Here is a 21185-nt window from a genome sequence, read left to right on the forward strand (position 1 = left end):
TCGATTACGGCACCAATGCCGAGATGGCCCTCATATGCGGAGACGGCAGGATCATCACCGGTTCCGCCGCCGCCGGCCCGGCCATGGAGGGACAGGAGATCGAGCGCGGGATGCTCGCCGCCCCCGGTGCCATATCGGACGTGGACATCGTCGAGGACGGATGGAAATGCACCGTCCTCGACAAGTCCATGATCGACACGGAAGGGGACACCGTCGACCCGATGGACGGGCGCACCGTGAGGAAGGGGAAGGCCGAGGCCATCGGCATCACCGGGACCGGCACCGTCGCCGCCCTCTACGACGGCATCAAATCCGGGATCATCCCCACATGCCCCAACATCAACACCCCCGACGGGAAGCTCCACCTGATGAACGGCATCAACATCACATCGCACGATGTCGATGAGGCCGGGAAGGCCATCGGCGCCATGCGCGCAGGGTTCCTGACCCTCCTGCACGAGGCCGGCATGTGGACCGGCGACGTCAAGACCGCGTACATGTCGGGCGCCTCCGGCCTCTATGTCGATGCGGTCAAGGCCCTCGGGCTCGGCATGGTCGTCCCGGGCGCGACCCATCTGATCCAGTTCGGCAACACCTCCATCGAGATGGCCCGCAGGATCGCCATGGGGACCATCGACATGGAGTTCCTGAAGCAGTTCGCCCAGAAGCTCAAGGCCACCCACTGCATGTTCGCGACCTCGGAGACCTTCAAGCAGATCTACTCCATCGAGTACTCCGTCTGGTGCACCGGCATGCCGATGTCCATGTACGACGAGATGCTCGGGATCTACAACCTGCCTCCCCTGGGTAAGCCCTCCGAGGACGTGTCTGTCGAGAGGAAGAGCATGACCGACCTTCCGGACACCGACAAGTGCCCGGTGAAGGTCATCGAGTCCGGGACATTCCTGACCGCCCGCATCGACGGCTGCATCTACTGCAGGAAGTGCATGAAAGAGTGCCCCGAGAAGGCCCTCACCATCGTGAAGGGGCCCTCCGGGTGCAGCTTCCGCGTGGACTCCGCCCGCTGCGGAGGGACGGCGTGCCGCCGCTGCGAGCGTGTCTGCCCCCAGAAGGTCCTGCACCTCGACGGCGGGAAGCCGACGGCCTGAGCAGGCGGGGCCCGACGGGCTCCGCGGTCCCCCGACAAAGAATATAAATGGGTTTTCGATAAACCTAAACAGGAACTAACTTAGCCCGGGGCTTCCCGGGTTTCTTTATTTTCTATCTTCCAGCGAAAGTGAATGAAATGACAGAAGGCAAGTTTGAGGACCTAGGCATCTCGGACGAAGTTCTGAGAGCCGTCAGGTCCGTAGGATGGGAGGTTCCCACCCCCGTGCAGTCTGCCGCGATCCCCGCCGAGATGAAAGGCGATGACATTCTGGCCCTCGCCCAGACGGGAACCGGCAAGACCGGGGCATACGGCGCCGCCATCCTGAGCAAAACCGAGCCGAACGGGAAAGACCCGTCGGCCCTGGTTCTCGTGCCTACAAGGGAGCTTGCGACGCAGGTCTCCGATCAGCTGAACGCTCTGTCGAAGTTCAGCGGACACAGGTGCATCCCCGTTTACGGCGGGGTCAACATCGAGAACCAGGTCAAGGAACTGAGCAAAGGGTCCGATGTGATCATCGCCACCCCCGGGAGGCTCAAAGACCTCCTGGAGAGGAAGACCCTGTCCCTCAACTCGGTGCGCATCGTCGTGCTCGATGAGGCCGACCGCATGCTCGACATGGGGTTCGCCCCCAGCGTGAACATGATACTCTCCAAGGTGCCCAGGGAAAGGCAGACCCTGATGTTCTCGGCGACCATGAACGAAGAGGTCAAGAAGCTCGTCGTCAAGCACATGATCAACCACAAGGAGATCGAGGTCTCCCCGGACGAGCCGACCGTGGACCTCACCGCGCAGTACTTTATCAGGACGACCCGCGATTCCAAGCGCGAGGAGCTGGCCCGCCTGATCGACGAGGGCAGCAAAATCATGGTCTTCTGCCGCACCAAGCGCAAGGTGGACTACCTGTCCAGGAAGCTCAAGCGCGACGAATACGTCGTCGGCGCCATACACGGCGACATGCCGCAGAACAAGAGGGAGAAGACCCTCAGGGCGTTCGAGGACGGGGACCTCAGGGTCCTCATCGCCTCCGATGTCGCGGCCAGGGGGTTCGACGTCCCCGACGTCGACCTGGTGGTCAATTTCGACATCCCCGCAGAGGTGGAGACCTACATCCACCGCATCGGCAGGACAGGCCGCGCCGGCAGGAACGGGCGCGCTATAACGTTCGTGAACAGCGACGACGAGGAGATGCTGGCCAAGATCGAGAAGGCCATCGGCAGGAACATCGTCGAGATAAAGCCGACCTCCAAGCTCTACTACGAGGCCCCGGAATCCCCCAAGGAGGACAGGGCCCCCAAGAAGAAGGCCAAGGCCGAGAAGCGCAGGGTATCGGCGCTGAAAGCGGCCGCAGAGGCAGCCATCAAGGCGGCCCAGGAATCCGGAGACCCCGATATGAAGGCGACCGGGCGCACCCTGAAGGGCCAGCTCGACCGCGGCAGGAAGTCCAGGTCCGCTTCCGCAGAGGCTTCCGCCCCGTCAGGCAGGCAGAAAGGGGCCAAAGGCAGCAGGGCCGGGAAGCCCCAGGAAGGGCGCCAGCAGACCCAGCAGAGGCCTCAGAACGGCAAATCCCAGATGCCGAGGCCGCAGGGAGTCCCCGCCCATCCCAAGGTTCTCCACAAGTACGTCAAGATCGACCGCGCCGCGCCTCCCGAGAAGGACATGTCCTTCGACAGCTGGAGATCTCCGTGGGGTCCGACGACGGCATCGACCAGGACAAGCTCCTCGAATTCGTCCTGAAGACCGCCGGGATCCGGAGGGAGGACGTCGGGAACATCCACGTCTACGGCAGCAAGTCCAGGGTGCAGGTCGTCAGGTGGAGGTCCCAGGAGGTCGTCGACGAGCTCTTCGGGCACACCGTCAACGGCCGCCGCGTGATGGTCTCGAACCTTTCCGACAAGCAGTGAAAGGGAAGGCCGGGGCATCCGCCCCGGCTGAAAACAATTTAAAAAGGGTTTTTCACAGGTTTTGGGGCAGAGTTTCGCTCAGTCTCCGTTCTCATCCTCGAAGCGCCCGGTCAGGTCGTCTATGTAGATGTACCGGCCCTTCAGCATGTCCGCGAGCTTCTGGGCGTAGTTTATCCTGCGGTGCCTCGGGCCGTTGTCTATGATGACCCACTCGGTGTTCGGGACCTTGATGGTCGCGACTATCTTCTTCAGCTCGGCCCACGGCTCTCCCTTGAGGGCAGGTATGTCGGGGGACCCGTCGGTGATCATTATGACGTAGCATTTCTGCTCCGGGTTCTTGCGCGTGTAATTGCGCATGTACTTGTCGAGGGTCATCATCGCCTGTCCCAGAGGCGTCGATCCTCCGGTGACGGTCTTGGAAAGGGCGTCGAAGATGGCCTCCACGTTGCGGGTGAACGGCACCGCGAGGTTGACGAGGTGCTGCCCGAAGGTGAGCAGGGCGACCCGGTCGCGGCGGACGTATCCGTCCTCCAGCATGGCGCGGACGGCTTTCATCGCCTCCTCGAGCATCCCGGTGTTGTCCAGGGAGCCGCTGACATCCACGGCGAACATGAACGAGCAGACGCTCTGCCTTATGCGGATGTTCTCGCGGATATCGCGGTTCTCTATGACCACGCTGAGGCCGTTGGGCTTCCTGGTCTTCTGATGGGGCGCCGCGGCGCGGATGGTCGGCACGATGGCCGGGTCCGAGGTCTTCCCCTCGGGGATGCGGAACCCGTGGGCGCGGCCGTTGCGGTCCCCGCTCTCGGCGCCCCTCGGTATCTGCCCGACGACGTTCCTGAGGCTGATGGTCTCGATGCGGTCGATCTCCGCGAGGTTGTTCTGCACATCGTCGAGGAGCAGGGTCATGACGTCCACATCGGGGATCGGGCCGTCATCGTCCTCTTCCTCATCCGATGATTCCTTCTCCGGTTTCGAGCCGTCCCCGTCGGCCTTGATCGCCTCTTCCTCGGCCTCCTTCAGGATCTCCTCGCTGTCGGTGTCGAGCTCTCCCGACTTCTCCATCCTGGCGACCTCGGCGATCTCCTCCGCGGAGATCTCCTGCTCGTCATCATCTGCATCGGGGGCGGCGTCATCGCTGTCGCCGCTGAGGCCCAGTTCCCTCTTCCCGACGGCCGGGAGCTTGGGGTTCCTTCTGTGGAGGAGGCACATGACCGAGGCGTCGCGGATGTCGTCGGCGGTTATCCTGTCCCTGCCGTCGAGGGCGGCGAGGTCCCTCGCGACCCTGGCGCAGGCTATGTCGCCGCGGTGCCCGACGGCGTTCATCTTCTTGCAGACGGTGACGATGTCGTATATGTCGCGGCGGGTGATCTTTATGCCGGGGATCAGCTCCCTGGCCCTCGCGATCCTCTCGGCCGTTCTCCTGTCGTCTTCGGAGAAACGGGAGGCGAAGCCTCCGGGTCCTCGCGGAAGGCGAGGTCGCTCTCGATGATGTCCGCCCTCGTCTGCGCATCGCTGTCCGCGAGGGTCGAGATGCAGATCTCGAAGCGGTCGGCGACCGAATCGGGGAGGTCCTTCTCCGCAGGGTTCATGGTCGCCACCACCGAGGTCCTCAGGGGATACTCGGCGGAGACGCCTTCCCTCTCTACCTCGACGCGCCCGGATTCGACGGCGCCCATCACGGCGTCCGCCGTGCGGGTGTCAAGGAGGTTGATGTTGTCGATGCAGAGGATGTTCCCGTCGGCGCGGCCGAGGATGCCCTCCTTGAGGTCGGTCCTGCCGTCCCCTATGGCCTTCTCGAGGTCCATCCCGCCGAATATGTCCTCATCGCCGGCGCCCGCCGGGAGATTGACTATTTCCCGGCCGGATATGCCGGAGAGGGAACGCACGAGAACGCTCTTGGCGGTGCCGGAAGGCCCTTTGATGAGGACCCCGCACAGGCTGTCGTCCGCCAGGAGGCACATCAGGCGCGTTTGGCGGCGGTTTCGCCGCTGACGGCCGAGAACGGGTACTTCAGAGGTCCTGGAGACATTTGTGCACGTCGCTGATGTCGTAGTCGGGGGTCTGTCGAACGGCTTCTTCTTCAGCCTGTGGCTCAGGACCAGGGGGGCGACCGCTTCGAGGTCGTCCTTGGCGACCTCGGTCCTGCCCTCGAAGGCCGCATTGGCCCTGGCGGAGCGGATCATAGTGATGTCAGCCCTGTGCCCTTCCATCTTGAAGTAGATGGAGAGGTAGGCCGCGGCCTCGATGAGCTTCCTGTTCGTCTTCACGCTTCCGAGCAGCTTCCTGGCGTTCGCGATGCTCTCGGCTATGCGCTTGGTCTCGTCGGCGTACCTGGCGGTGAACCCGGCCGGATCGCTGTCGAACTCCAGCCTCCTGGAGACGACATCGGCGCGCTCGCCCATGTCCTTCTCGCCGACGACATCGACCGACATGCCGAACCTGTCCAGCAGCTGGGGCCTCAGGTCCCCTTCCTCTGGGTTCATGGACCCCACCAGGACGAACCTGGCAGGGTGGGTGAAGGACACGCCCTCCCTCTCGACATAGTTCACGCCCATGGCGGCGGAGTCCAGGAGCATGTCAACAATATAATCTTCGAGCAGGTTGATCTCGTCGACGTAGAGTATGTTGCCGTTGGCGCTCGCGAGGATGCCGGGCTCGAACTTCTTCTTCCCGGTCTGCAGGACAGACTCGAGGTCCAGCGTGCCTGCGATCCTGTCCTCCGTCGCCGACAGGGGGAGCTCCTGCACGGTCATGGGGACCTGAACGGTCTCGGGGGCCTCCTTCCCCGGGCCGTACTTCTCGGCGCAGTAGGGGCAGTACCTTTCGGGGCGGGCGGGGTCGCATCCGAACGGACATCCCTTTATGACCGTCCGCGGCGGGAGGACCTGCTCGAGAGCGCGGACCGTGGTGGATTTGGCGGTCCCTTTCTCCCCCTTGATGAGGACCCCGCCGATGCCGGGGTCGATTACGTTCAGGAGGAGGGCCCTTTTCATCTGGTCCTGTCCGACGATGGCCGCGAACGGGAACATGCTGGAATGCCTGGTTGCCATTGTATCGGGATGCGGACAGGGAAGCACTGATAAAAGGCATTCGGCACAATCCCCGTTAATTGGTTTTGATTAAGATGTTTAGGGCGTCCCGGGAAGCGCTCAGTCGCTCGGTTCGTACTTGGGGACCTTGGAGAGCGATGACTTCACGACGGCAGCCATGACGATCATCCAGAAGACCCCGAAGCCGATGAGGACGGCCCCGCCTATCTCCCCGACGAAGATGCCGAGCGCGATGCAGATGAGGCCCCACAGCAGGCCGAAGCCTCCGATGGAGTAGATCATGATCTTGTTGTCATCCTGGACGTTGTCCGCGACCTCTTTGAGGACGGCAATGTAGTCCTCCTCGGTGAAGTACTCGCCTTTGCCCTTCTTCCTGGCCGCCGCCAGGTCGGTCTTGACGGTGCGGGTGATCTTCTTGGTCTTCAGCAGGGTGACGGCGGCATCGAGGAACATGGCGTCCGCCATGTCCGGGACCCTCTCCTTGGCCTTGGCGGCGTAGCCGTCGAGCCTGGGGTCGTACACGATGTGGTCGCCCTCGTGGTCGAAGAGCATCTTCCTGGCGCTCTTGATGGCCTCGACGCCTTCCCATGCCTGCTTGTCGGCATCGTTCTTCTTGGTGATGTCGAAGGTGTGGCCGCAGTACTGGCAGGTGGCCTTGGTGTGCGCCGCGTTCAGAACGCAGGTGCCGCCGCAGTATGGGCACCTGGTCTCCTCGATCCTGCGCTCATCACCCTCGGGCCCTTCCTTCTGCGGAGCGGTTCCCTCGGTCTTCGGTGTATCGCTGGTCATGATACTGCCTTCCTGGGTGCCCGATGTTAAATTGGATAAATAACCGTATTGCCGTGCTGGAATAATCGGGAATCGAAATCATACCGGTGCTTTTGTTAGATGCCCATTGCAGTCGTTCATCTTCAGTCTGTCTGAGAATCGCTGGAAAGCATTTCTCTGAACTGACAGAAACAGTTCGGTTCTGTACACCTTCCTTCGGACAGGATCACGAACAGGCCTGTGCTTTTACACTGACTTTTCCTTCTCACCATCGATCCTGCCTCCATTGCGGCTTCTGTCTATGACTGGGACTGCTCCGAATCTTCCAGCCAGATAATTGGCTGTGAACCGAAGGTCGGACCTGACATTGAAATCAAGGAGGGAATATAGCGAAGTGGCTCCGATGTTCGGGTCCCTGGCAGTGAGCCAAATCTGATCGCGCCTCATGTTGGTTCTGTCGGGTATCGCTGCATCATGGGTCGTGAATATCAATTGGGCGCCGTTCGCGTTATCAGCTGGGTTTGTGAACAGGCTGATGAGATAATCCACAATGGCCGGGTGGAGATGCTTCTCTATCTCATCAATGATGACGGCTTTGCCTTTTTTCAGTGCATCCAACCAATATGGGATGAGGCTTAACAGACGTATAGTTCCGTCTGATTCCTCATCTTCGCTGAGTTCATGGGTCCTTTCTCCCTCGGAACCGCGGATTATGTGTGTTATGCCCAGCATTTTCACAGTTACGATGTCTGTGCCAGCGCTCCTGATGCGTAATCCTTTCTCAATCTCCCGGATATCGGATATTCCGATATCCGCTGCGGACAGCATCTTCACAACTTCTTCTTTCAGTTCCAAGATCTTTTCATTCGATGCATGAGTCTGGCTATTAACAATCACGAGGCTGTCTGCAATCCAATCAAATGGAATTTTCGTTACAGGGATCTGGAACTGGGAGCATTTGGACAGGAACAGCGAATTGGGGTTCACCAGGTCTTTTATCATCTCCATCCTGGCTCTGTCTGTTTTCGATGTGTTCGGGAAATCTATTTTCTGGCCGCTGCGCCGGAAAACGATCTTGCTCTTGCATCTCAGGGTCTCCTCCTCCATATGATCCTCGAGGACAGAGAAAGAGTACGCATATTCCATGCCGTTCGATATGAACCTGATTTTGAATTCGGAGGATCTGGGTTTCGCATTGTCGCAGAAGGCGAATCCAGGGCAGGAGACCGGTTTCTTTTCCGAGTAGTTTCCTGAATCCAGTACCATTTTTCTCAAGAAATCGATCGCCTCAATGACGGCACTCTTCCCGGATGCGTTTGCTCCGAATATGCCTACAGTCGGAAGGCAGACTTCTTTCCCGTTCTTTATCAGAGATTCTTTGTTCCTGCGGTCTTTGGTATATGCTTCCATTGAGAGCGTGCATTCGTCTCTGATCGAACGGTAGTTAGAGACAGTGAAATCCAAGAGCAATTCAATCACCAAAACGATTCAAACGCTTAATCAGGAAGATAAATGGCATATCTCAAACAAAATGGTTGTTTTAAAACGCAATCTTCGTTTGATAAGCATTTTTGGATTCGCATGCTGTCACTCTAAAGACATTTCGATTCAAAAAGCGACCCGCCGATTCACAATCGCAACAACGAGATGCAAGGAGAAGCTTGAGGACAGCGATTAGGATGCAACTGCACAAAAAGACCGCCGTATCTGCGCGGTTTATGCAGATTCAGGGAGATTGAAGTAAAGGATGAGTGCGGAAGCCGGGATTCGAACCCGAGTTCTAACCTTGGCAAGGTTAAGTGATAACCAACTACACTACTTCCACAGCTGGCTTCCACATCTGCTTAATGGATTTAAAGCTTTTGAAGGCCAGCCGGGGCGGGCCCAGGTGTGCCAGATGCCCCGATGTCAGTTCTGGTACAGGAGGCGGTCCCTGAGCACCGGCTCGCTGGTGACGTTTATGCCGAGCTTCCTGAGGACCGATACGTCCTGCGGATAGAGTATGACCGAACCGTGCAGGTCGCAGCCCCTGAGCCTGCCCAGCTTGGAGAACGCCCTGGCGGACTCCTCGGATCCCTCGGAGCATATGGAGAGCGCCACCAGCATCTCGTCCGCGCGGAGCTTCGGGTCCGTCCTGAGGACGTTCTTCTTCAGCCCTTCCACCCGTTTCAGGACCTCCGGGGGGATGGGGTTGAAGCTCCCGTCCACCCCCGCGAAGACCTTCACGGAGTTCAGGAGCACGGCGGACACCGATGACAGGTCCCCGGTCGCCATCCCGGTGACCACCGTCCCGTCCGGGAGCTCGATGCCGGCTATCGATGCCCCGGTCTCGGACGCCCTCCTCCTGACCTCGCGGTAGAGGAGGAAGCTTTCCGGCGAGGTCTCCGCCTTCTTCATCAGGAGGTCGATCCTGGAGACCGTGGCCGCGGTCGCCTTCCCGTTGAGATGGTCGGCTGCCGCATGGAAGTAGCGCCTGACGATCTCCCTCCTGGACGCTTCTGATACGGCCTTGTCGTCGACGATGCAGAACCCGACGGTGTTGATGCCCATGTCCGTGGGGGACCTGTAGGGGGATTCGCCCATCACTCCGTCAAGAATGGTCTTGAGGACAGGGAACGCCTCGATGTCGCGGTTGTAGTTGATCGCGCTCTTCCCGTACGCCTCCATGTGGAACGGGTCGATCATGTTGACGTCGCCCAGATCGGCCGTGGCCGCCTCGTAGGCGAGGTTGATCGGATGGTTCAGCGGGAGGTTCCAGACCGGGAAGGTCTCGAACTTCGCGTATCCGGACTTGATGCCCCGCTTGCCGTCCTGGTATATCTGGGACAGGCACACTGCCATCTTCCCGCTGCCCGGCCCGGGGCCGGTCACGAGCACGATGGGCATCTCCGTCTGCACGTAGTCGTTCTTCCCGTACCCTTCGTCGCTCACTATGAGCGGGGTGTTCGTCGGGTAGCCGGGGATGGGGTGGTGGAAGCTGACGTTCATGCCCCTGTCCTTCAGCAGCCCGGCGAACTTGTCGGCCGCCGGCTGTCCGGTGTACATGGTGAGGACGAAGGTGTCCGCTTTGATCCCGTATCCGCGGTAGAGGTCGGCCATGCGGAGGGCCTCGAGGTCATAGGTGATGCCGATGTCCCCGCGGACCTTGCTCTTCTCGATGTCGTTGCAGTTCACGCAGATGACCGCTTCGAGCTCGTCCTTCATGGTGGACAGCATGCGGATCTTGCTGTCGGGCTCGAATCCGGGCAGTATGCGCGCCGCATGGTAGTCGTCGAAGATCTTGCCCCCGATCTCCATGTAGAGCTTCCCGCCGAACCTGCCCAGTCTGTCCCTGATCTCCTGGGACTGCAGCCTGGCGTATTTCTCGCCGTCGAAACCGATTCTGCTCATGTGAAACGACCTGGGATGGCTGAACGGCGATAAATCCCCATCGGGGCCTTCCGGGGAATGTCAATAAAGAAATGGGCGGAGATGCTTGCCCCCCGCATGGACAAGACCAATCCCATGCGCATCCTCGACCGCGCGGGCGTGGCATACGAGGTCAGGGATTACACAGCGACGGGCGCGGTGTCCGGCCCCGATGTAGCCGCCGCCCTGGGCGAGGACCCTTCCGAGGCCTTCAAGACGCTCGTGACCCGCGGCAAGTCCGACAGGATGTACGTGTTCGTCCTGCCTGTCGCGAAGGAGCTCGACCTGAAGAAGGCCGCCGTCTCGGTGGGCGAGAAATCTGTCGAGATGCTGAAATCGAAGGAACTGCTGCCATCCACTGGGTACGTCCATGGGGGATGCTCTCCCCTGGGAATGAGGAGGCCGCTGAGGACCGTCGTGGATTCCTCGGTATCCTCATTGAACAGGATGTACTTCAGCGCGGGGCGCATCGGGCTGCAGATCTGCATGGACCCGAAGGACCTGCCGAAGGTCCTGGAATTCGCCGTGGCGGACCTCTGCCGCTGAATGGGAGGCGGGGGCCTCAGTCATCCCTTTCGATGACCCAGACCTTCACCCTGCGGCTCTTGAACTCGGTCTTGGGAACATCCTTGAGCATGCGGTTCCCGAAATCGCGGTGGACCTCGACCACCGAGGAGTCCCTGCCGATCTCGATCTTCCCGATGGCGGCGTCGATGATGTGCCCCGATCTCATGATGAAATCGGCGAGCGCAACCTTCCCGGCCCCGTCAGCCTTCCCGATGTCTATGCCGAACTTCACCATGCCGAACGGGTCGGAGAGCTGGTCGTAATCAACGACCTTCCTGATGGTGTCCTTCGAGCCCTCCTCGGCCTCAGGGACCTCCCTCTTCTCGATCTTCAGGCCGTCCACGCGGCGTTCGAACTCGCGGATGAGGTGCTCCTCCTCCGAGGTGACGAACGACACGGCGGTGCCTTCCCTGCCGGCCCTCCCGGTCCTGCCGATCCTGTGGATGTAGGTGTGCAACTCCTCGGGCATGTCGTAGTTGATCACGTAGTTTATGTCGTCGATGTCCAGGCCCCTGGCGGCGACGTCGGTCGCTATCAGGAGGTCGGTCTTGCCCTCCCTGAAGTCGTCCACGGCGCGCTCCCTGTGCCCCTGGCCCATGGACCCGTGGAGGGCGACGACCTTGTAGCCGTGCTCCTGCAGCCTCTCCTCCAGGGTGTCCACCATCTTGATGGTCTGGCAGAAGATCAGCGCCCTGGGCTTGTCGATGTCGATGATCCTGGTGAGGGCCCAGGACTTGTTCCTCCTCCCGACGGAGATGTAGTACTGCCTGATGTTGTCGAGGACTATCTCGTCCTTGGAGACGTCGATCTCCTTGGGCCTCTTCATGTAGTCGGAGGCGAGGTTCTTGATGTCCTCCGGCATGGTGGCGGAGAACATCATCATCTGCCTGTCCTTCGGGCAGGCGTTGAAGATGTACTCGATGTCATCGATGAACCCCATGTCGAGCATCCTGTCGGATTCGTCCATGACGATGACCTTTATGCCGGAGAGGTCGAGGTATTCCCTGTCGATGAGGTCCCTCACCCTCCCGGGGGTGCCGGCTATGACATCGGCGCCCTGCTCGAGCTCGTCCACCTGCTTCTCGATCTTGGCGCGGCCGTCGGATCCTCCGTAGATGGGGACGCAGACGTGGCCGCTGTACTTCGCCATCGCCGTCAGGTCGTCGGCCACCTGGATAGCGAGCTCCCTGGTGGGCTCGAGGACGATCGCTCCGGGCTTGGAACCTCCCGGCTCGGTGACCGAGAGGATGACGGTCCCGAAGGCTCCCGTCTTACCGGTGCCGGTCTGGGCCTGCGCTATGATGTCGCGGCCCTCCATGCCGGCGGGTATGGCCTCCTCCTGGATCGGCGTAGGGGCGTCCCATTTCATATCGGCTAGGGCTTTGGCGACATCCTCGGACACTCCGAGGTCGAGAAACTTGGAATCCATATGTTCAGCTCCGGTAATCAGCCTGCGACGGCCGCAGACAAGCTCTGTTATCGGTTCGGGATAGTTTCGGGGCTCATAAAAACGTATCCCAGCAGGCCGATGGTTAAGTGACATGGAGATTATTATATATGACGGGACGGACGCGGCGGTGTCTGGCACATGCGGATCGTTCAGCTCGGTCAGGCCCGGGGCGCGGGACGGCCGCAATATCCTGGAGGAACAAGGCCTGCCTTCCGGGATTCAAAATCAATATAACGGTCCCGTACCGTTAAGGGGCCTATGGCGAAGTACGAGTGCACTCTGTGCGGATACATTTACGACGAGGAAGCGGGGATCCCCGCCGACGGGATACCGGCAGGGACCAGATTCGAGGACCTCCCGGACGACTGGGTCTGTCCCGATTGCGGCGCCGGCAAGGACATGTTCAAGAAGATCGAAGAGTGAACATGTCGAAATACGTCTGCACTATGTGCGGTTTCGCATACCGCGAGGAAAGGGGGTTCGCCCCTTCCGGGTTCCCTCCGGGCATGCCCTGGTCCGATGTCCCGGACGATTGGAAATGCCCCATGTGCGGGTCACCGAAGAACATCTTCCGCCTGTACTCGGACGAGCGTTTCGAGTGATCCCGGAACATAGTATCCGCCGGTATCCTTACGCCTATCATCCAGCAATGGACTGCTTCAAATACCGCGTAACCGATTACCGGACACTATGTCTGTCATAGCTATCGTTTCCAGCCCCCAGATCGGTGCGAACACCGACATGATGGTCCAGGCGGCCGCCGAGGGAGTCAAATCCGTCGGGAAGGACGTCAAGATCTACTACATCAACAAGATGAAGAATGCCCGCCCCTGCCAGGCCTGCGATTTCTGCAAGGCCAAAGGCCAGGGGTGCGCTGTCAAGGACGACATCAAGGAGGTCCTCGATGCTATCATCGACTCCGACGGCGTTATCCTCTCCGTTCCTGTGTACTTCGGACAGCCCTGCGCTCAGTACAGGATGTTCGAGGACAGGCTCTACAGCTACCTCAAGGGAGACTTCAGCTCCATCTGCGCCCCCAAGAAGTTCGCCGTCTTCACCGCCGCAGGCACTGCCGGCGCCGACACCCTCGCCGACGAGATCGAGAAGAGGATGACCGGATTCTTCAAGTTCGAGTGCATCGGAAAGGTCGCGGCCATCACCAAGAACGACAAGAAGGCCGTCGAGAACAACGCCGACATCAAGACCCAGTGCAAGGCCATCGGCGCCAAGTTCTGATCGGATAAACGCTTTCACGGGAGGGGTTTCCCCTCCCCGGTTTATTTTACATTGATGCTGTGTCCGGACGGTCCGGTCCGGCAGATCTCCGATACGATTTCGGAAGAAGACCCAGATGCCCGCCGAAGGCAGGCACCGCAGGGTAAAAGGACAGATGCCGGAAGGCCGGGTCTCTCCCCGGCCCAGGGCATCTCACTGCTCGATGACGAGCAGCGCGTCCCCGCACTGGACGGTGGAGACCTCCCTTCCGTCCAGCGAGAGGGATTTCCTGACCTCGAAGAACTCGGGGCCGATCTCCACCTTCTCCCCTCCGACGTCCAGGGTGACGTTCCCGGCGGCGATCTGGGAGGCGAGGGATTCAGGGTCGGCGGCAGTTATGGCCGCGGCGATCGCTTTGGCTTTGTCCTTGAACGCCGGGCCGAGCTTGGCGTAGACAGGCTTCACGGAGGCGACCTTCTCGACCAGGTCGGCCTTCTCGGCGACGGTCAGTTTGGCCGCCCTCGCTCCCTGCCTGATGTCCTCCTCGGACATCCTGTAGAGAGCGGAATCCCCGCCGACAATCTCGAGGCCGGAGATCTCGGCCCCGACGGCGATCTTCCTCTCGGCCTTCCAGGCGCGAACGGCGGCGACGAAACCGGCGGCGGCGTCGCCGGCCCTGACGGCAGTCTCGTCCGCCTCTCCGGGGACAGGCCAGGAGGTGACATGGATGGAGACGGCGCCGTCGAACTTCTGATAGATGTTCTGGTAGACGTCCTCGGTGACGTGCGGCATGAAGGGTGCCAGCATCTTGATCGAGTCGAGGAAGACCTTGTACAGGGTGTAGACGACGGCATCGTCCTCCCTGCCCTTGACCATCTCGACATAGTCGTCGGCGAACACGTGCCAGATGAACTCCTCGACGCGCTTCATCGCCTTGTCGAACTGGTACTCCTCGAAGAACGAGGTGACGTCGGCGAGGGTCTTGGAGAGCCTTCCGAGGATCCAGAGGTCGGCCGTCCTCAGCGACGCCGGCCTGGCCGGAGCGGAGGTCAGCTTCTCGAAGTACCTGGAGACGAACTGTCCCAGGTTGTAGACCTTGATGCAGATCTTCTTCCCGCGGACGACGTCCTTCTCCCTGAAGGCATGGTCGATGCCGAGGGAGCAGTTGGCCGCGTAGTAGCGGAGGGCGTCGGCGCCGTACTTCTCCAGGATGGGGACGGGGTCGATGACGTTCCCGGCGGAGGTGTGCATCGGGGTCCCGTCGGGGGCCATGATGAACCCGTGGATCATGATGTTCTTCCAGGGGATGGCATGCTCGATCTGCTCCGTCCTGAGGATGGAGTAGAACGCCCAGGTCCTGATGATGTCGTGGCTCTGGGGCCTGAGGGTCATGGGGAAGAGCTTCTTGTGGAGCTCGGGGTCCCTCTCCCAGTAGGTGTTGTAGAGGCAGGACCCGGAGGAGTCCATCCAGGTGTCGAAGACATCGGTGCAGCCGACGAACTCGGTGCAGCCGCACTTGGGGCACCTGTCGACCGGGGCCTTGTCGATGGTCGGGTCGACGTACTTCCTGGCCTGCTCCTCGGTGGCGCAGACGGGGCAGCCGCACTTGGCGCATTCCCAGATGGGGACGGGGGTGGCGAAGATCCTCTGCCTGGAGAGGACCCAGTCCCATTCCAGGGACTTGGTCCAGTCCTCGAGCCTGACCTTCATGAAGTCCGGGAACCAGTTGATCTCCGACGCCCTCTTGAGGATGGCATCCTTGAACGCAGTGGTCTTCAGGAACCACTGGGGGACCTGCAGGAACTCGATGGGGGTCTTGCACCTCCAGCAGACGGAGACCTGCTGGGGGTTGTCCTCCTGCTTCACGAGGACGCCCATGGCCTTCAGGTCCTCGATGGCCGCGGCCCTGGCCTCGACGACCGGCATGCCCGCGTACTTCCCGGCGAGCTGGGTCATCTTCCCTTCCTCGTCGATGCCCTTCTCGAGCTCGAGGTGGTACTTCATGATCCACTCGAGGTCGGCCTTGTCGCCGATGGTGCAGATCATCACGTTCCCGGTGCCGTACTTCATGTCGACCTTGGGGTCGGAGATGACCTTGACGTGCCTGCCGTAGATGGGGGTGATAAGCTCTTTGCCGACGAACTTCGAGTTGACCGGGTCGGCGGGGTTGACGGCGACCACCTTGCAGGTGCACAGCAGCTCCGGACGGGTGGTGGCGATCATCATGTGCTCGCCGCTGGGCTTCCCGTCGGGGCCGGCGATGTCGAACTTCAGATAGTTCAACTTGTTGACGTTGTCCTTGTAGTCGACCTCGGCATCGGCCAGGGCGGTGCCGCAGCGGGGGCACCAGTTGACCGGGAAGTTGGCCTTGTAGACCAGCCCCATGTTGTAGAGCTTGACGAAGGACAGCTGGGTGATGCTGCGGTAGTAGGGGGCGTCGGTCTGGTAGTAGATCGACGGGTCCATGCTCTCGCCGAGCATCTCGAAGTCGTGGGTCATCTTGGCGATATACCCGTTGGCCCAGTCGGAACAGAGCTTGCGGTACTCCTGGCGGGGGAGGGACTTCTTGGTGATGCCGTACTTCTTCTCGACGCGGACCTCGATGGGGGTCCCGTTGACGTCGAAGCAGAGAGGGAAGAAGACGTTGTCCCCCTTCATGCGGTGATAGCGCGCCGCGAAGTCGATCAGGGAGTATCCGGTAGCATGACCCAGATGCAGGTCTCCGGAGGTGTACCTGGGGGGATTGTCGATGCTGAAGACCGGCCTGTCGGACTTCGGGTCGAAGCGGTAGACAGCCTTCTCCTTCCACATCTCCTCCCATTTTTTCTCGATAACGGAGGAATCGTATGCCATGGTAACGTTGGCGTGTAGATACCCAGAGTATAAATAGGAAACTAAAACGGCGGCGGAAGGGGTTTGACCGGGGCGCCGGGCGGGTAAAGATGCCCGGCGCCCGCCGAGTCTCCGGCGGTTGCCGGAGCATCGGGCCTGCGTTCAGGACTTCGTCTTCTTGCGGCGGGAGACGTGGCTGTCCTTCTCGTCCTTGACCTGGGATCCGAGGGCCTGCACGAGGTCCTTGTTGGTCTGGACGAGGTCCCAGCCGACCGCCTTGGAGTTGTAGGTCCTGCCGGAGATGAAGAGCTTGCCGATGAGGCTGTACTTCTTCTTGTCCCCGCTCTCGTTGTAGCGGGTGACGTGGATGGTCAGCGACTCGGGCTTGTGGATCTTGCTGACCTTGGACATCTCGTTCCCGATGTCCTCGTACATGGCCTCGGCGTAGATCTTGTCCTCTTCCTCCAGGCCGCTAATCTGCACGTAGAGCTGGTCCCTCTCGCGGCAGGCCGAGATCATCTCGATGATGTCATACTCGGTCAGTATGCCCACCATCTCGTCCTTGTCGAGAACCGGCAGGGTGGAGATGTGCTTCTCGGCCATGAGGTCCGCGGCCACATGCATGTCGTCCTCCCAGTCGACGGTCACCACAGCGGTGACAGCGACGGACTGCACGGGGATCTGGGTCTTCGCGTCGTTGGTCCCGACGCCCCTCTCCCCGGCCTTCCAGCCGTTCTCGATGATCTCGTTCATGCCGACGACGCCGACCAGCCTGCCGGCGGAGTTGACGACCGGCATGGTCCTGATGTCGAGGCGTCTCATGGTGTCGACGGCGTCCGAGAGCATGGCGGTGTCCTTGACGTACTCGACGGGAGTGGTCATGATCTCCCATACCTTCACGTCCTGCAGGGACTTGGTCTTCGCGGCGATCCCTATGAGCGCCGTCCTGGTGACGACGCCGATGACCTTCTTGCCGGTGACGACGGCCAGCTGCCTGCAGTTGTTGGTGACCATCGTCTCTGCGATCTTCGTGATCTCGTCTTCGTTATCCATGGCCGGAAGGCTCGATACCAGGGACCTGAGCTTGGTATCCGGGCTCGCGCTCTTCTTCCTGAGGATGACCGAGTAGCGGATCATCCCGCCGTAGATGCCCCCGTCGATGATGGGTATTTCCTGGTAACCTGTCTTGCGCATCAGAGTGAGCGCATCGGACACGGTGTTGTCGGGACTCAGCGTCGGGAAGTCCGTAGTCATGATGTCGGTGACGGGCACGGCATCGATCTGAGACTTCAGCATCGAGAGCTTCTTGAGATCTTCGAGATCCTTGATTCCCACTTTTCTCACCGATGTGGATATCGGAATGCACTGCTATAAAAGTAACACATCCATCCAGCGCCGGCCGGCGTCCGGAAGGCGCCGGCCCCTCGCCTGGATGGATCCGCGGGCGCCGGAGCGGGCGTCCGCAAAAATGATTTATACCGTCAGATGTCGGCGAAGGGGGTTCCGGCCAGGAGGCGGGCCACGATGGACGGGGCGTCCTCCGCCCTGATCCTCTTCTGCTCGGTGGTGTCCCTGTCCCTGATGGTCACGGTGCCCGCGTCGGGGCCGCTGAGGGTGGAGTAGTCGACGGTGATGCACCACGGGGTGCCGGCCTCGTCCATCCTCGCGTACCTCTTGCCGATGGTCCCGGAGCCGTCGTAGTACGCTTCGACGCGGTGCGTGTGGATGCTGTCGCACAGCTTCCTGGCATAGTCGTCGAGGCCGTCCTTCTCCATGAGCGGGAAGACCCCGACCTTCACAGGGGCCACCTCGGGCTTCAGGCGCAGGACCGTGTAGTCCTTGGCGTCGTCGTGGGTGTAGGCGTGCTCGAGGACGGTGTAGAATATCCTGTCGAGCCCGCAGGAGGGCTCGATGACGTGGGGGATGATCCTCTCGCCGGCGACCTTCTCCTTCACGGTGGCCTTATCGAACATCTCGGGACCGAGCTCGATCGTCTCCCCGCCGACCGTGACGGTGAGCTTCCCGTCCTTCACGTCCCCGGGGACCGCCGCGTCGATGGCGTCGGCGACCTCTTTCGCCTTGCCCTTGAAGGCGGGGCCGATGTTCCTGCGGTTGGGCCTGAGCTTCTCGATCTCCATCTCCTTCGGCTCGCTGAACCTCTTGAAGTGGGTGAGGTCCGCTCCGGAGAACTGAGCGTGGCGGGAGAGGTCCCAGTTGCCCCTGTCCGCGATGCCGGTGATCTCCGTCCATCCGATGGAGAGCAGGGCCTCTGCGTCCCAGCAGTCGTTCGCGTAGTGGGCCATCTCGTCCTTGAGGTGCTCCCTGAACCTGAGCCTGGCGGGGTCGACGCCTGCCCTAACGAGGAGCTGCTTTATGGTGCCGACGAAGTAAGCGAGGATTTGGCTCTTTATGATCCCCTTGTCCACGGCCTCCCCCACCGTCATGGTGTAGGTCTCGGTGCCGGTGTTGGGCAGGAGGGTGAGGACCTCGTCCTTCATCTCCGCGAAGCGGGGCCAGAAGGGCTCCTGGGGGTCGAAGAACAGCTCGACCTCCATCTGGTTGAACTCCCTCATCCTGATCATCCCCTGCCTGGGGGCGATCTCGTTCCTGTAGCTCCTGCCGGTCTGCATCACGCCGAACGGGAGCTTCTCCCTGTTGTACCTGTAGAGGTTGAGGTAGTTCAGGAAGATCCCCTGGGCGGTCTCGGGCCTGAGGAACCCGATCCTGGAGGAGCCGGGGCCGATGTTGGTCCTGAACATGAGGTTGAAGTCCTCCACCGGTCCGAGCTTCCCGCCGCAGTCGGGGCAGACCACGCCGTGGTCGGCGAACGCCTGTTCGATCTCCTTCTCGGTCATGACGTCCGCGTTGTCGCAGAAATCCTTGATGAGGTGGTCGGCCCTAAAGGGGGCGCCGCATTTGGTGCAGTAGGTTATCTTGTCGGCGAACTTGTCGAGGTGGCCGGAGGCCTTGAAGACCTCCCTGGGGTTCACGGTCTCGGTGTCGATCTCCGAGAAGCCCTCGCGGCCTTTGAAGAGGTCCCTCCAGATCTCCACGATGTTGTTCCTGAGGCTGAACCCCAGGGGGCCGTAGTCGTACATGCCGGCCACGGAGCCGTAGATCTCGTAGGAGGGCCAGATGAAGCCCCTGCGTTTGCACAGGGACATCAGGTCGTCCGCGCTGCTCATTCGCTCGCCCCGGTGATGGCCCTCAGGACGTCGACGTCGTAGATCATGCCGACGATCTCGTCCTTCGTGCCGTGCACGGGAACCTGTCCGAAGTCGTTTACGACCATCAGGCGGGCGACCTCGCTGAGGGAGGTCTTCCTGAACACCGTGATGGGCTTCTTGACCATGTAGTCCCTGACCGCCCTGTCGTTGGTCTTGTACATCTCCGTGGAGGTGTAGAACAGCGGCATGACGTTCCTGAGGCCGATGAGCTTGGCATCCTCGACGCCCAGCTTCTTGGCGTCCTCCTCGGTGAACTGGTCGCTGAAGAGGTCCCTATCGGTGATGATCCCGCAGAGGCCGCCCTGGCTGTCGAGGACGGGGGCGGCGACGGTGTCGCTGATCCTGAACGCGTTGACCAGATAGCTCATGGGATCGCCCTCCCAGACGGTGACGCAGGTGGTGCAGATGACGTCCTCCGCGGTCATGTCGGTCTTCATGCCCCTGATCTCGCGGAGGATATCGGTAGGCGTGATGATCCCGATGAGGCGGCCGTCGTCGACGACCGGGAGCTGTGTATCCTCTTGCCGGAGAGGATCTTGGCGGCCTCGGCGACGCTCGCGTCGGGACCGATGGTGATGCAGTCCTTCTTCATGATGAGAGAGAGCTGCTCCTCGTCGAATTTCCTGAATATGTCCCTGCGGGACACGATGCCCATGAGCTTCCCGTCGGAAGCGCGGATCACCGGCACTCCGGTGAGGTTGTTCCTGACCATCACGTTGATGGCCTCGTTGCGGCTGCCGGGCACCTCCACCACTATGGGCGCGGGCGTCATTATGTCTGCTACGGTCTTCATCGCGTTCACTCCGAGTTCCTGACCACGATCACCGGGCAGGTCGCCAGCTTGACGACCTTCTCGGCGACGCTTCCGACCAGGAGCTTCTTCATCCCTGTCCTTCCCAGGGTCCCCATGACGATGACGTCATGGTCCGCGGATTTCTTCGCGATGACCTCGGCGGGGACGCCGGAGAGAACGGTCTTCTCGAAGGGGATCCCGGCGGCCTTGCACTGTTCCTCGACGTATCCGACCGCGGCATCCGCGGCGGCGTCCGTGGCGTACTTGTCCTTGACGAAGAGCGCGGTGATGTGCCCTTTCGCGGTCTTAGCAAGCTCTACTGCCTCGGCGACCGCGGTCTTGACCGCCTCGCTGCCGTCGGTGGGCACGAGAATGTTCTGGAAACTCATTTCAATCCCTCTGATGCGTCCGCGCTTCAGTTCTTCCTGGAAGCGTCGGACCTCACGACCATGACAGGGCACTTGGCGCCCTCGATTACCTTCTCAGCGACGCTTCCCATGAGGGCCTTGCTCATGCCGGTCCTTCCCAGGGTTCCCATGACGATCATGTCGAAATCCTTGGACGCCTCGTTGATGGCCGATGCCGGGAGCCCCTCGACGATCTTCTCCTCGAAGGGGACGTCGGCGTCCTCGGCCTTCTTCTTCACATAGGCGACGGCCTCGCGGCCCTCCTTCTCGAGGGTCTCGTAGACGTTGACGATGGCCGCGTCCATAGGCATGTTGGAGTAGACGGACTGGTCTAGGACGTAGAATGCGGTGACCGTAGCTCCGGAGAGTTTGGCCAGTTCAAGCCCCTTGTCGATGGCGGGGTTCGTGTAAACGCTGCCGTCGGTCGGCAGCAGGATCTTCCCGATACTCATT

The 21185-nt window shown here is 61.0% G+C and carries 19 protein-coding genes, 1 tRNA gene and 1 pseudogene; 7 read left to right on the forward strand and 14 right to left on the reverse strand.

Going from position 1 to position 21185, the window contains the following annotated elements; translation table 11 throughout:
• The first annotated feature begins 23 nt into the window (after positions 1-23).
• The 3 genes from AUQ37_RS02295 (at position 24) to AUQ37_RS10625 (ending at position 3012) form a co-directional block, all read left to right on the forward strand.
• Positions 24-1109 (forward strand): ASKHA domain-containing protein, encoded by a 1086-nt coding sequence (locus AUQ37_RS02295; RefSeq protein ID WP_235584826.1) that lies wholly within the window; start codon positions 24-26, stop codon positions 1107-1109.
• 137 nt (positions 1110-1246) lie between these two features.
• A complete protein-coding gene (locus tag AUQ37_RS02300; RefSeq protein ID WP_201013655.1) occupies positions 1247-2845 on the forward strand; it encodes a DEAD/DEAH box helicase in 1599 nt (532 codons plus the stop codon).
• Positions 2794-3012, forward strand: coding sequence for a DbpA RNA binding domain-containing protein (locus tag AUQ37_RS10625; protein ID WP_201013656.1), 219 nt, complete (start codon positions 2794-2796; stop codon positions 3010-3012). The genes AUQ37_RS02300 and AUQ37_RS10625 overlap by 52 nt, the downstream gene beginning before the upstream one ends.
• 78 nt (positions 3013-3090) lie before the next feature.
• Here AUQ37_RS10625 and AUQ37_RS02305 read toward each other — a convergent pair whose 3' ends face one another.
• The 6 genes from AUQ37_RS02305 to AUQ37_RS02335 form a co-directional block, all read right to left on the reverse strand.
• The gene (locus tag AUQ37_RS02305; RefSeq protein WP_320408842.1) at positions 3091-4419 is read right to left on the reverse strand and encodes a VWA domain-containing protein; all 1329 of its coding nucleotides are present in this window, start codon (positions 4417-4419) and stop codon (positions 3091-3093) included.
• A complete protein-coding gene (locus AUQ37_RS09760; protein WP_102134587.1) occupies positions 4398-6065 on the reverse strand; it encodes an AAA family ATPase in 1668 nt (555 codons plus the stop codon). Before AUQ37_RS09760 ends, AUQ37_RS02305 begins: the two co-directional genes overlap by 22 nt.
• Positions 6066-6164: 99 nt before the next feature.
• On the reverse strand, positions 6165-6854 hold the full coding sequence (locus tag AUQ37_RS02320; RefSeq protein WP_058747245.1) for a hypothetical protein: 690 nt from the start codon (positions 6852-6854) through the stop codon (positions 6165-6167).
• Between the two features lie 225 nt (positions 6855-7079).
• Positions 7080-8312: an ATP/GTP-binding protein gene (locus AUQ37_RS02325; RefSeq protein WP_058747246.1), complete on the reverse strand. Its 1233-nt coding sequence runs from the start codon at positions 8310-8312 to the stop codon at positions 7080-7082.
• Between the two features lie 273 nt (positions 8313-8585).
• A tRNA-Gly gene (locus AUQ37_RS02330) sits at positions 8586-8658 on the reverse strand.
• Between the two features lie 83 nt (positions 8659-8741).
• Positions 8742-10223 (reverse strand): DUF1846 domain-containing protein, encoded by a 1482-nt coding sequence (locus tag AUQ37_RS02335; RefSeq protein ID WP_058747247.1) that lies wholly within the window; start codon positions 10221-10223, stop codon positions 8742-8744.
• Between the two features lie 57 nt (positions 10224-10280).
• On the opposite strand from AUQ37_RS02335, the gene ybaK reads away from it, so the two are divergent.
• Complete coding sequence (gene ybaK, locus AUQ37_RS02340; protein WP_235584827.1) at positions 10281-10787, forward strand: Cys-tRNA(Pro) deacylase; 507 nt, start codon at positions 10281-10283, stop codon at positions 10785-10787.
• Positions 10788-10803: 16 nt separating this feature from the next.
• On the opposite strand, the gene AUQ37_RS02345 is transcribed toward ybaK, so the two are convergent.
• On the reverse strand, positions 10804-12237 hold the full coding sequence (locus AUQ37_RS02345) for a DEAD/DEAH box helicase (RefSeq protein ID WP_058747248.1): 1434 nt from the start codon (positions 12235-12237) through the stop codon (positions 10804-10806).
• Between the two features lie 279 nt (positions 12238-12516).
• On the opposite strand from AUQ37_RS02345, the gene AUQ37_RS09395 reads away from it, so the two are divergent.
• The 3 genes from AUQ37_RS09395 (at position 12517) to AUQ37_RS02355 (ending at position 13494) form a co-directional block, all read left to right on the forward strand.
• Positions 12517-12681, forward strand: a complete 165-nt coding sequence (locus tag AUQ37_RS09395) for a rubredoxin (protein WP_082662353.1) — start codon at positions 12517-12519, stop codon at positions 12679-12681.
• Positions 12682-12683: 2 nt separating this feature from the next.
• Positions 12684-12860, forward strand: coding sequence for a rubredoxin (locus AUQ37_RS02350; protein ID WP_058747249.1), 177 nt, complete (start codon positions 12684-12686; stop codon positions 12858-12860).
• Positions 12861-12948: 88 nt separating this feature from the next.
• Entirely contained in the window at positions 12949-13494 is a 546-nt protein-coding gene (locus tag AUQ37_RS02355) for a flavodoxin family protein (RefSeq protein WP_058747250.1), read from the forward strand.
• Between the two features lie 192 nt (positions 13495-13686).
• On the opposite strand, the gene AUQ37_RS02360 is transcribed toward AUQ37_RS02355, so the two are convergent.
• From AUQ37_RS02360 to AUQ37_RS02385, 7 genes and pseudogenes are all read right to left on the reverse strand, one after another.
• On the reverse strand, positions 13687-16326 hold the full coding sequence (locus AUQ37_RS02360) for a valine--tRNA ligase (protein ID WP_058747251.1): 2640 nt from the start codon (positions 16324-16326) through the stop codon (positions 13687-13689).
• A 141-nt stretch (positions 16327-16467) separates the two neighbouring features.
• Complete coding sequence (locus AUQ37_RS02365) at positions 16468-17649, reverse strand: CBS domain-containing protein (protein WP_235584828.1); 1182 nt, start codon at positions 17647-17649, stop codon at positions 16468-16470.
• A 137-nt stretch (positions 17650-17786) separates the two neighbouring features.
• The gene (gene glyS, locus AUQ37_RS02370) at positions 17787-19490 is read right to left on the reverse strand and encodes a glycine--tRNA ligase (protein WP_058747253.1); all 1704 of its coding nucleotides are present in this window, start codon (positions 19488-19490) and stop codon (positions 17787-17789) included.
• A complete protein-coding gene (locus AUQ37_RS11940; protein WP_235584829.1) occupies positions 19487-19969 on the reverse strand; it encodes a CBS domain-containing protein in 483 nt (160 codons plus the stop codon). Before AUQ37_RS11940 ends, glyS begins: the two co-directional genes overlap by 4 nt.
• A 63-nt stretch (positions 19970-20032) precedes the next feature.
• Positions 20033-20325, reverse strand: a pseudogene (locus tag AUQ37_RS11945) (CBS domain-containing protein); the annotation flags it as partial.
• Between the two features lie 5 nt (positions 20326-20330).
• Positions 20331-20714, reverse strand: coding sequence for a universal stress protein (locus AUQ37_RS02380; protein ID WP_058747254.1), 384 nt, complete (start codon positions 20712-20714; stop codon positions 20331-20333).
• 26 nt (positions 20715-20740) lie between these two features.
• On the reverse strand, positions 20741-21184 hold the full coding sequence (locus AUQ37_RS02385; RefSeq protein ID WP_058747255.1) for a universal stress protein: 444 nt from the start codon (positions 21182-21184) through the stop codon (positions 20741-20743).
• Between the last annotated feature and the right edge of the window lies 1 nt (position 21185).

The organism is Candidatus Methanomethylophilus sp. 1R26, from assembly GCF_001481295.1.
Classification (GTDB): Archaea; Thermoplasmatota; Thermoplasmata; order Methanomassiliicoccales; family Methanomethylophilaceae; genus Methanomethylophilus.

Coding starts and splice junctions, on each gene's coding strand:
- AUQ37_RS02295 (WP_235584826.1), top strand. CDS start 24: ATGGCCCTCATATGCGGAGACGGCAGGATCATCACCGGTTCCGCCGCC.
- AUQ37_RS02300 (WP_201013655.1), top strand. CDS start 1,247: ATGACAGAAGGCAAGTTTGAGGACCTAGGCATCTCGGACGAAGTTCTG.
- AUQ37_RS09760 (WP_102134587.1), bottom strand. CDS start 6,065: ATGGCAACCAGGCATTCCAGCATGTTCCCGTTCGCGGCCATCGTCGGA.
- AUQ37_RS02320 (WP_058747245.1), bottom strand. CDS start 6,854: ATGACCAGCGATACACCGAAGACCGAGGGAACCGCTCCGCAGAAGGAA.
- AUQ37_RS02335 (WP_058747247.1), bottom strand. CDS start 10,223: ATGAGCAGAATCGGTTTCGACGGCGAGAAATACGCCAGGCTGCAGTCC.
- ybaK (WP_235584827.1), top strand. CDS start 10,281: ATGTCAATAAAGAAATGGGCGGAGATGCTTGCCCCCCGCATGGACAAG.
- AUQ37_RS02345 (WP_058747248.1), bottom strand. CDS start 12,237: ATGGATTCCAAGTTTCTCGACCTCGGAGTGTCCGAGGATGTCGCCAAA.
- AUQ37_RS09395 (WP_082662353.1), top strand. CDS start 12,517: ATGGCGAAGTACGAGTGCACTCTGTGCGGATACATTTACGACGAGGAA.
- AUQ37_RS02350 (WP_058747249.1), top strand. CDS start 12,684: ATGTCGAAATACGTCTGCACTATGTGCGGTTTCGCATACCGCGAGGAA.
- AUQ37_RS02355 (WP_058747250.1), top strand. CDS start 12,949: ATGTCTGTCATAGCTATCGTTTCCAGCCCCCAGATCGGTGCGAACACC.
- AUQ37_RS02360 (WP_058747251.1), bottom strand. CDS start 16,326: ATGGCATACGATTCCTCCGTTATCGAGAAAAAATGGGAGGAGATGTGG.
- glyS (WP_058747253.1), bottom strand. CDS start 19,490: ATGAGCAGCGCGGACGACCTGATGTCCCTGTGCAAACGCAGGGGCTTC.
- AUQ37_RS11940 (WP_235584829.1), bottom strand. CDS start 19,969: ATGAAGACCGACATGACCGCGGAGGACGTCATCTGCACCACCTGCGTC.
- AUQ37_RS02380 (WP_058747254.1), bottom strand. CDS start 20,714: ATGAGTTTCCAGAACATTCTCGTGCCCACCGACGGCAGCGAGGCGGTC.
- AUQ37_RS02385 (WP_058747255.1), bottom strand. CDS start 21,184: ATGAGTATCGGGAAGATCCTGCTGCCGACCGACGGCAGCGTTTACACG.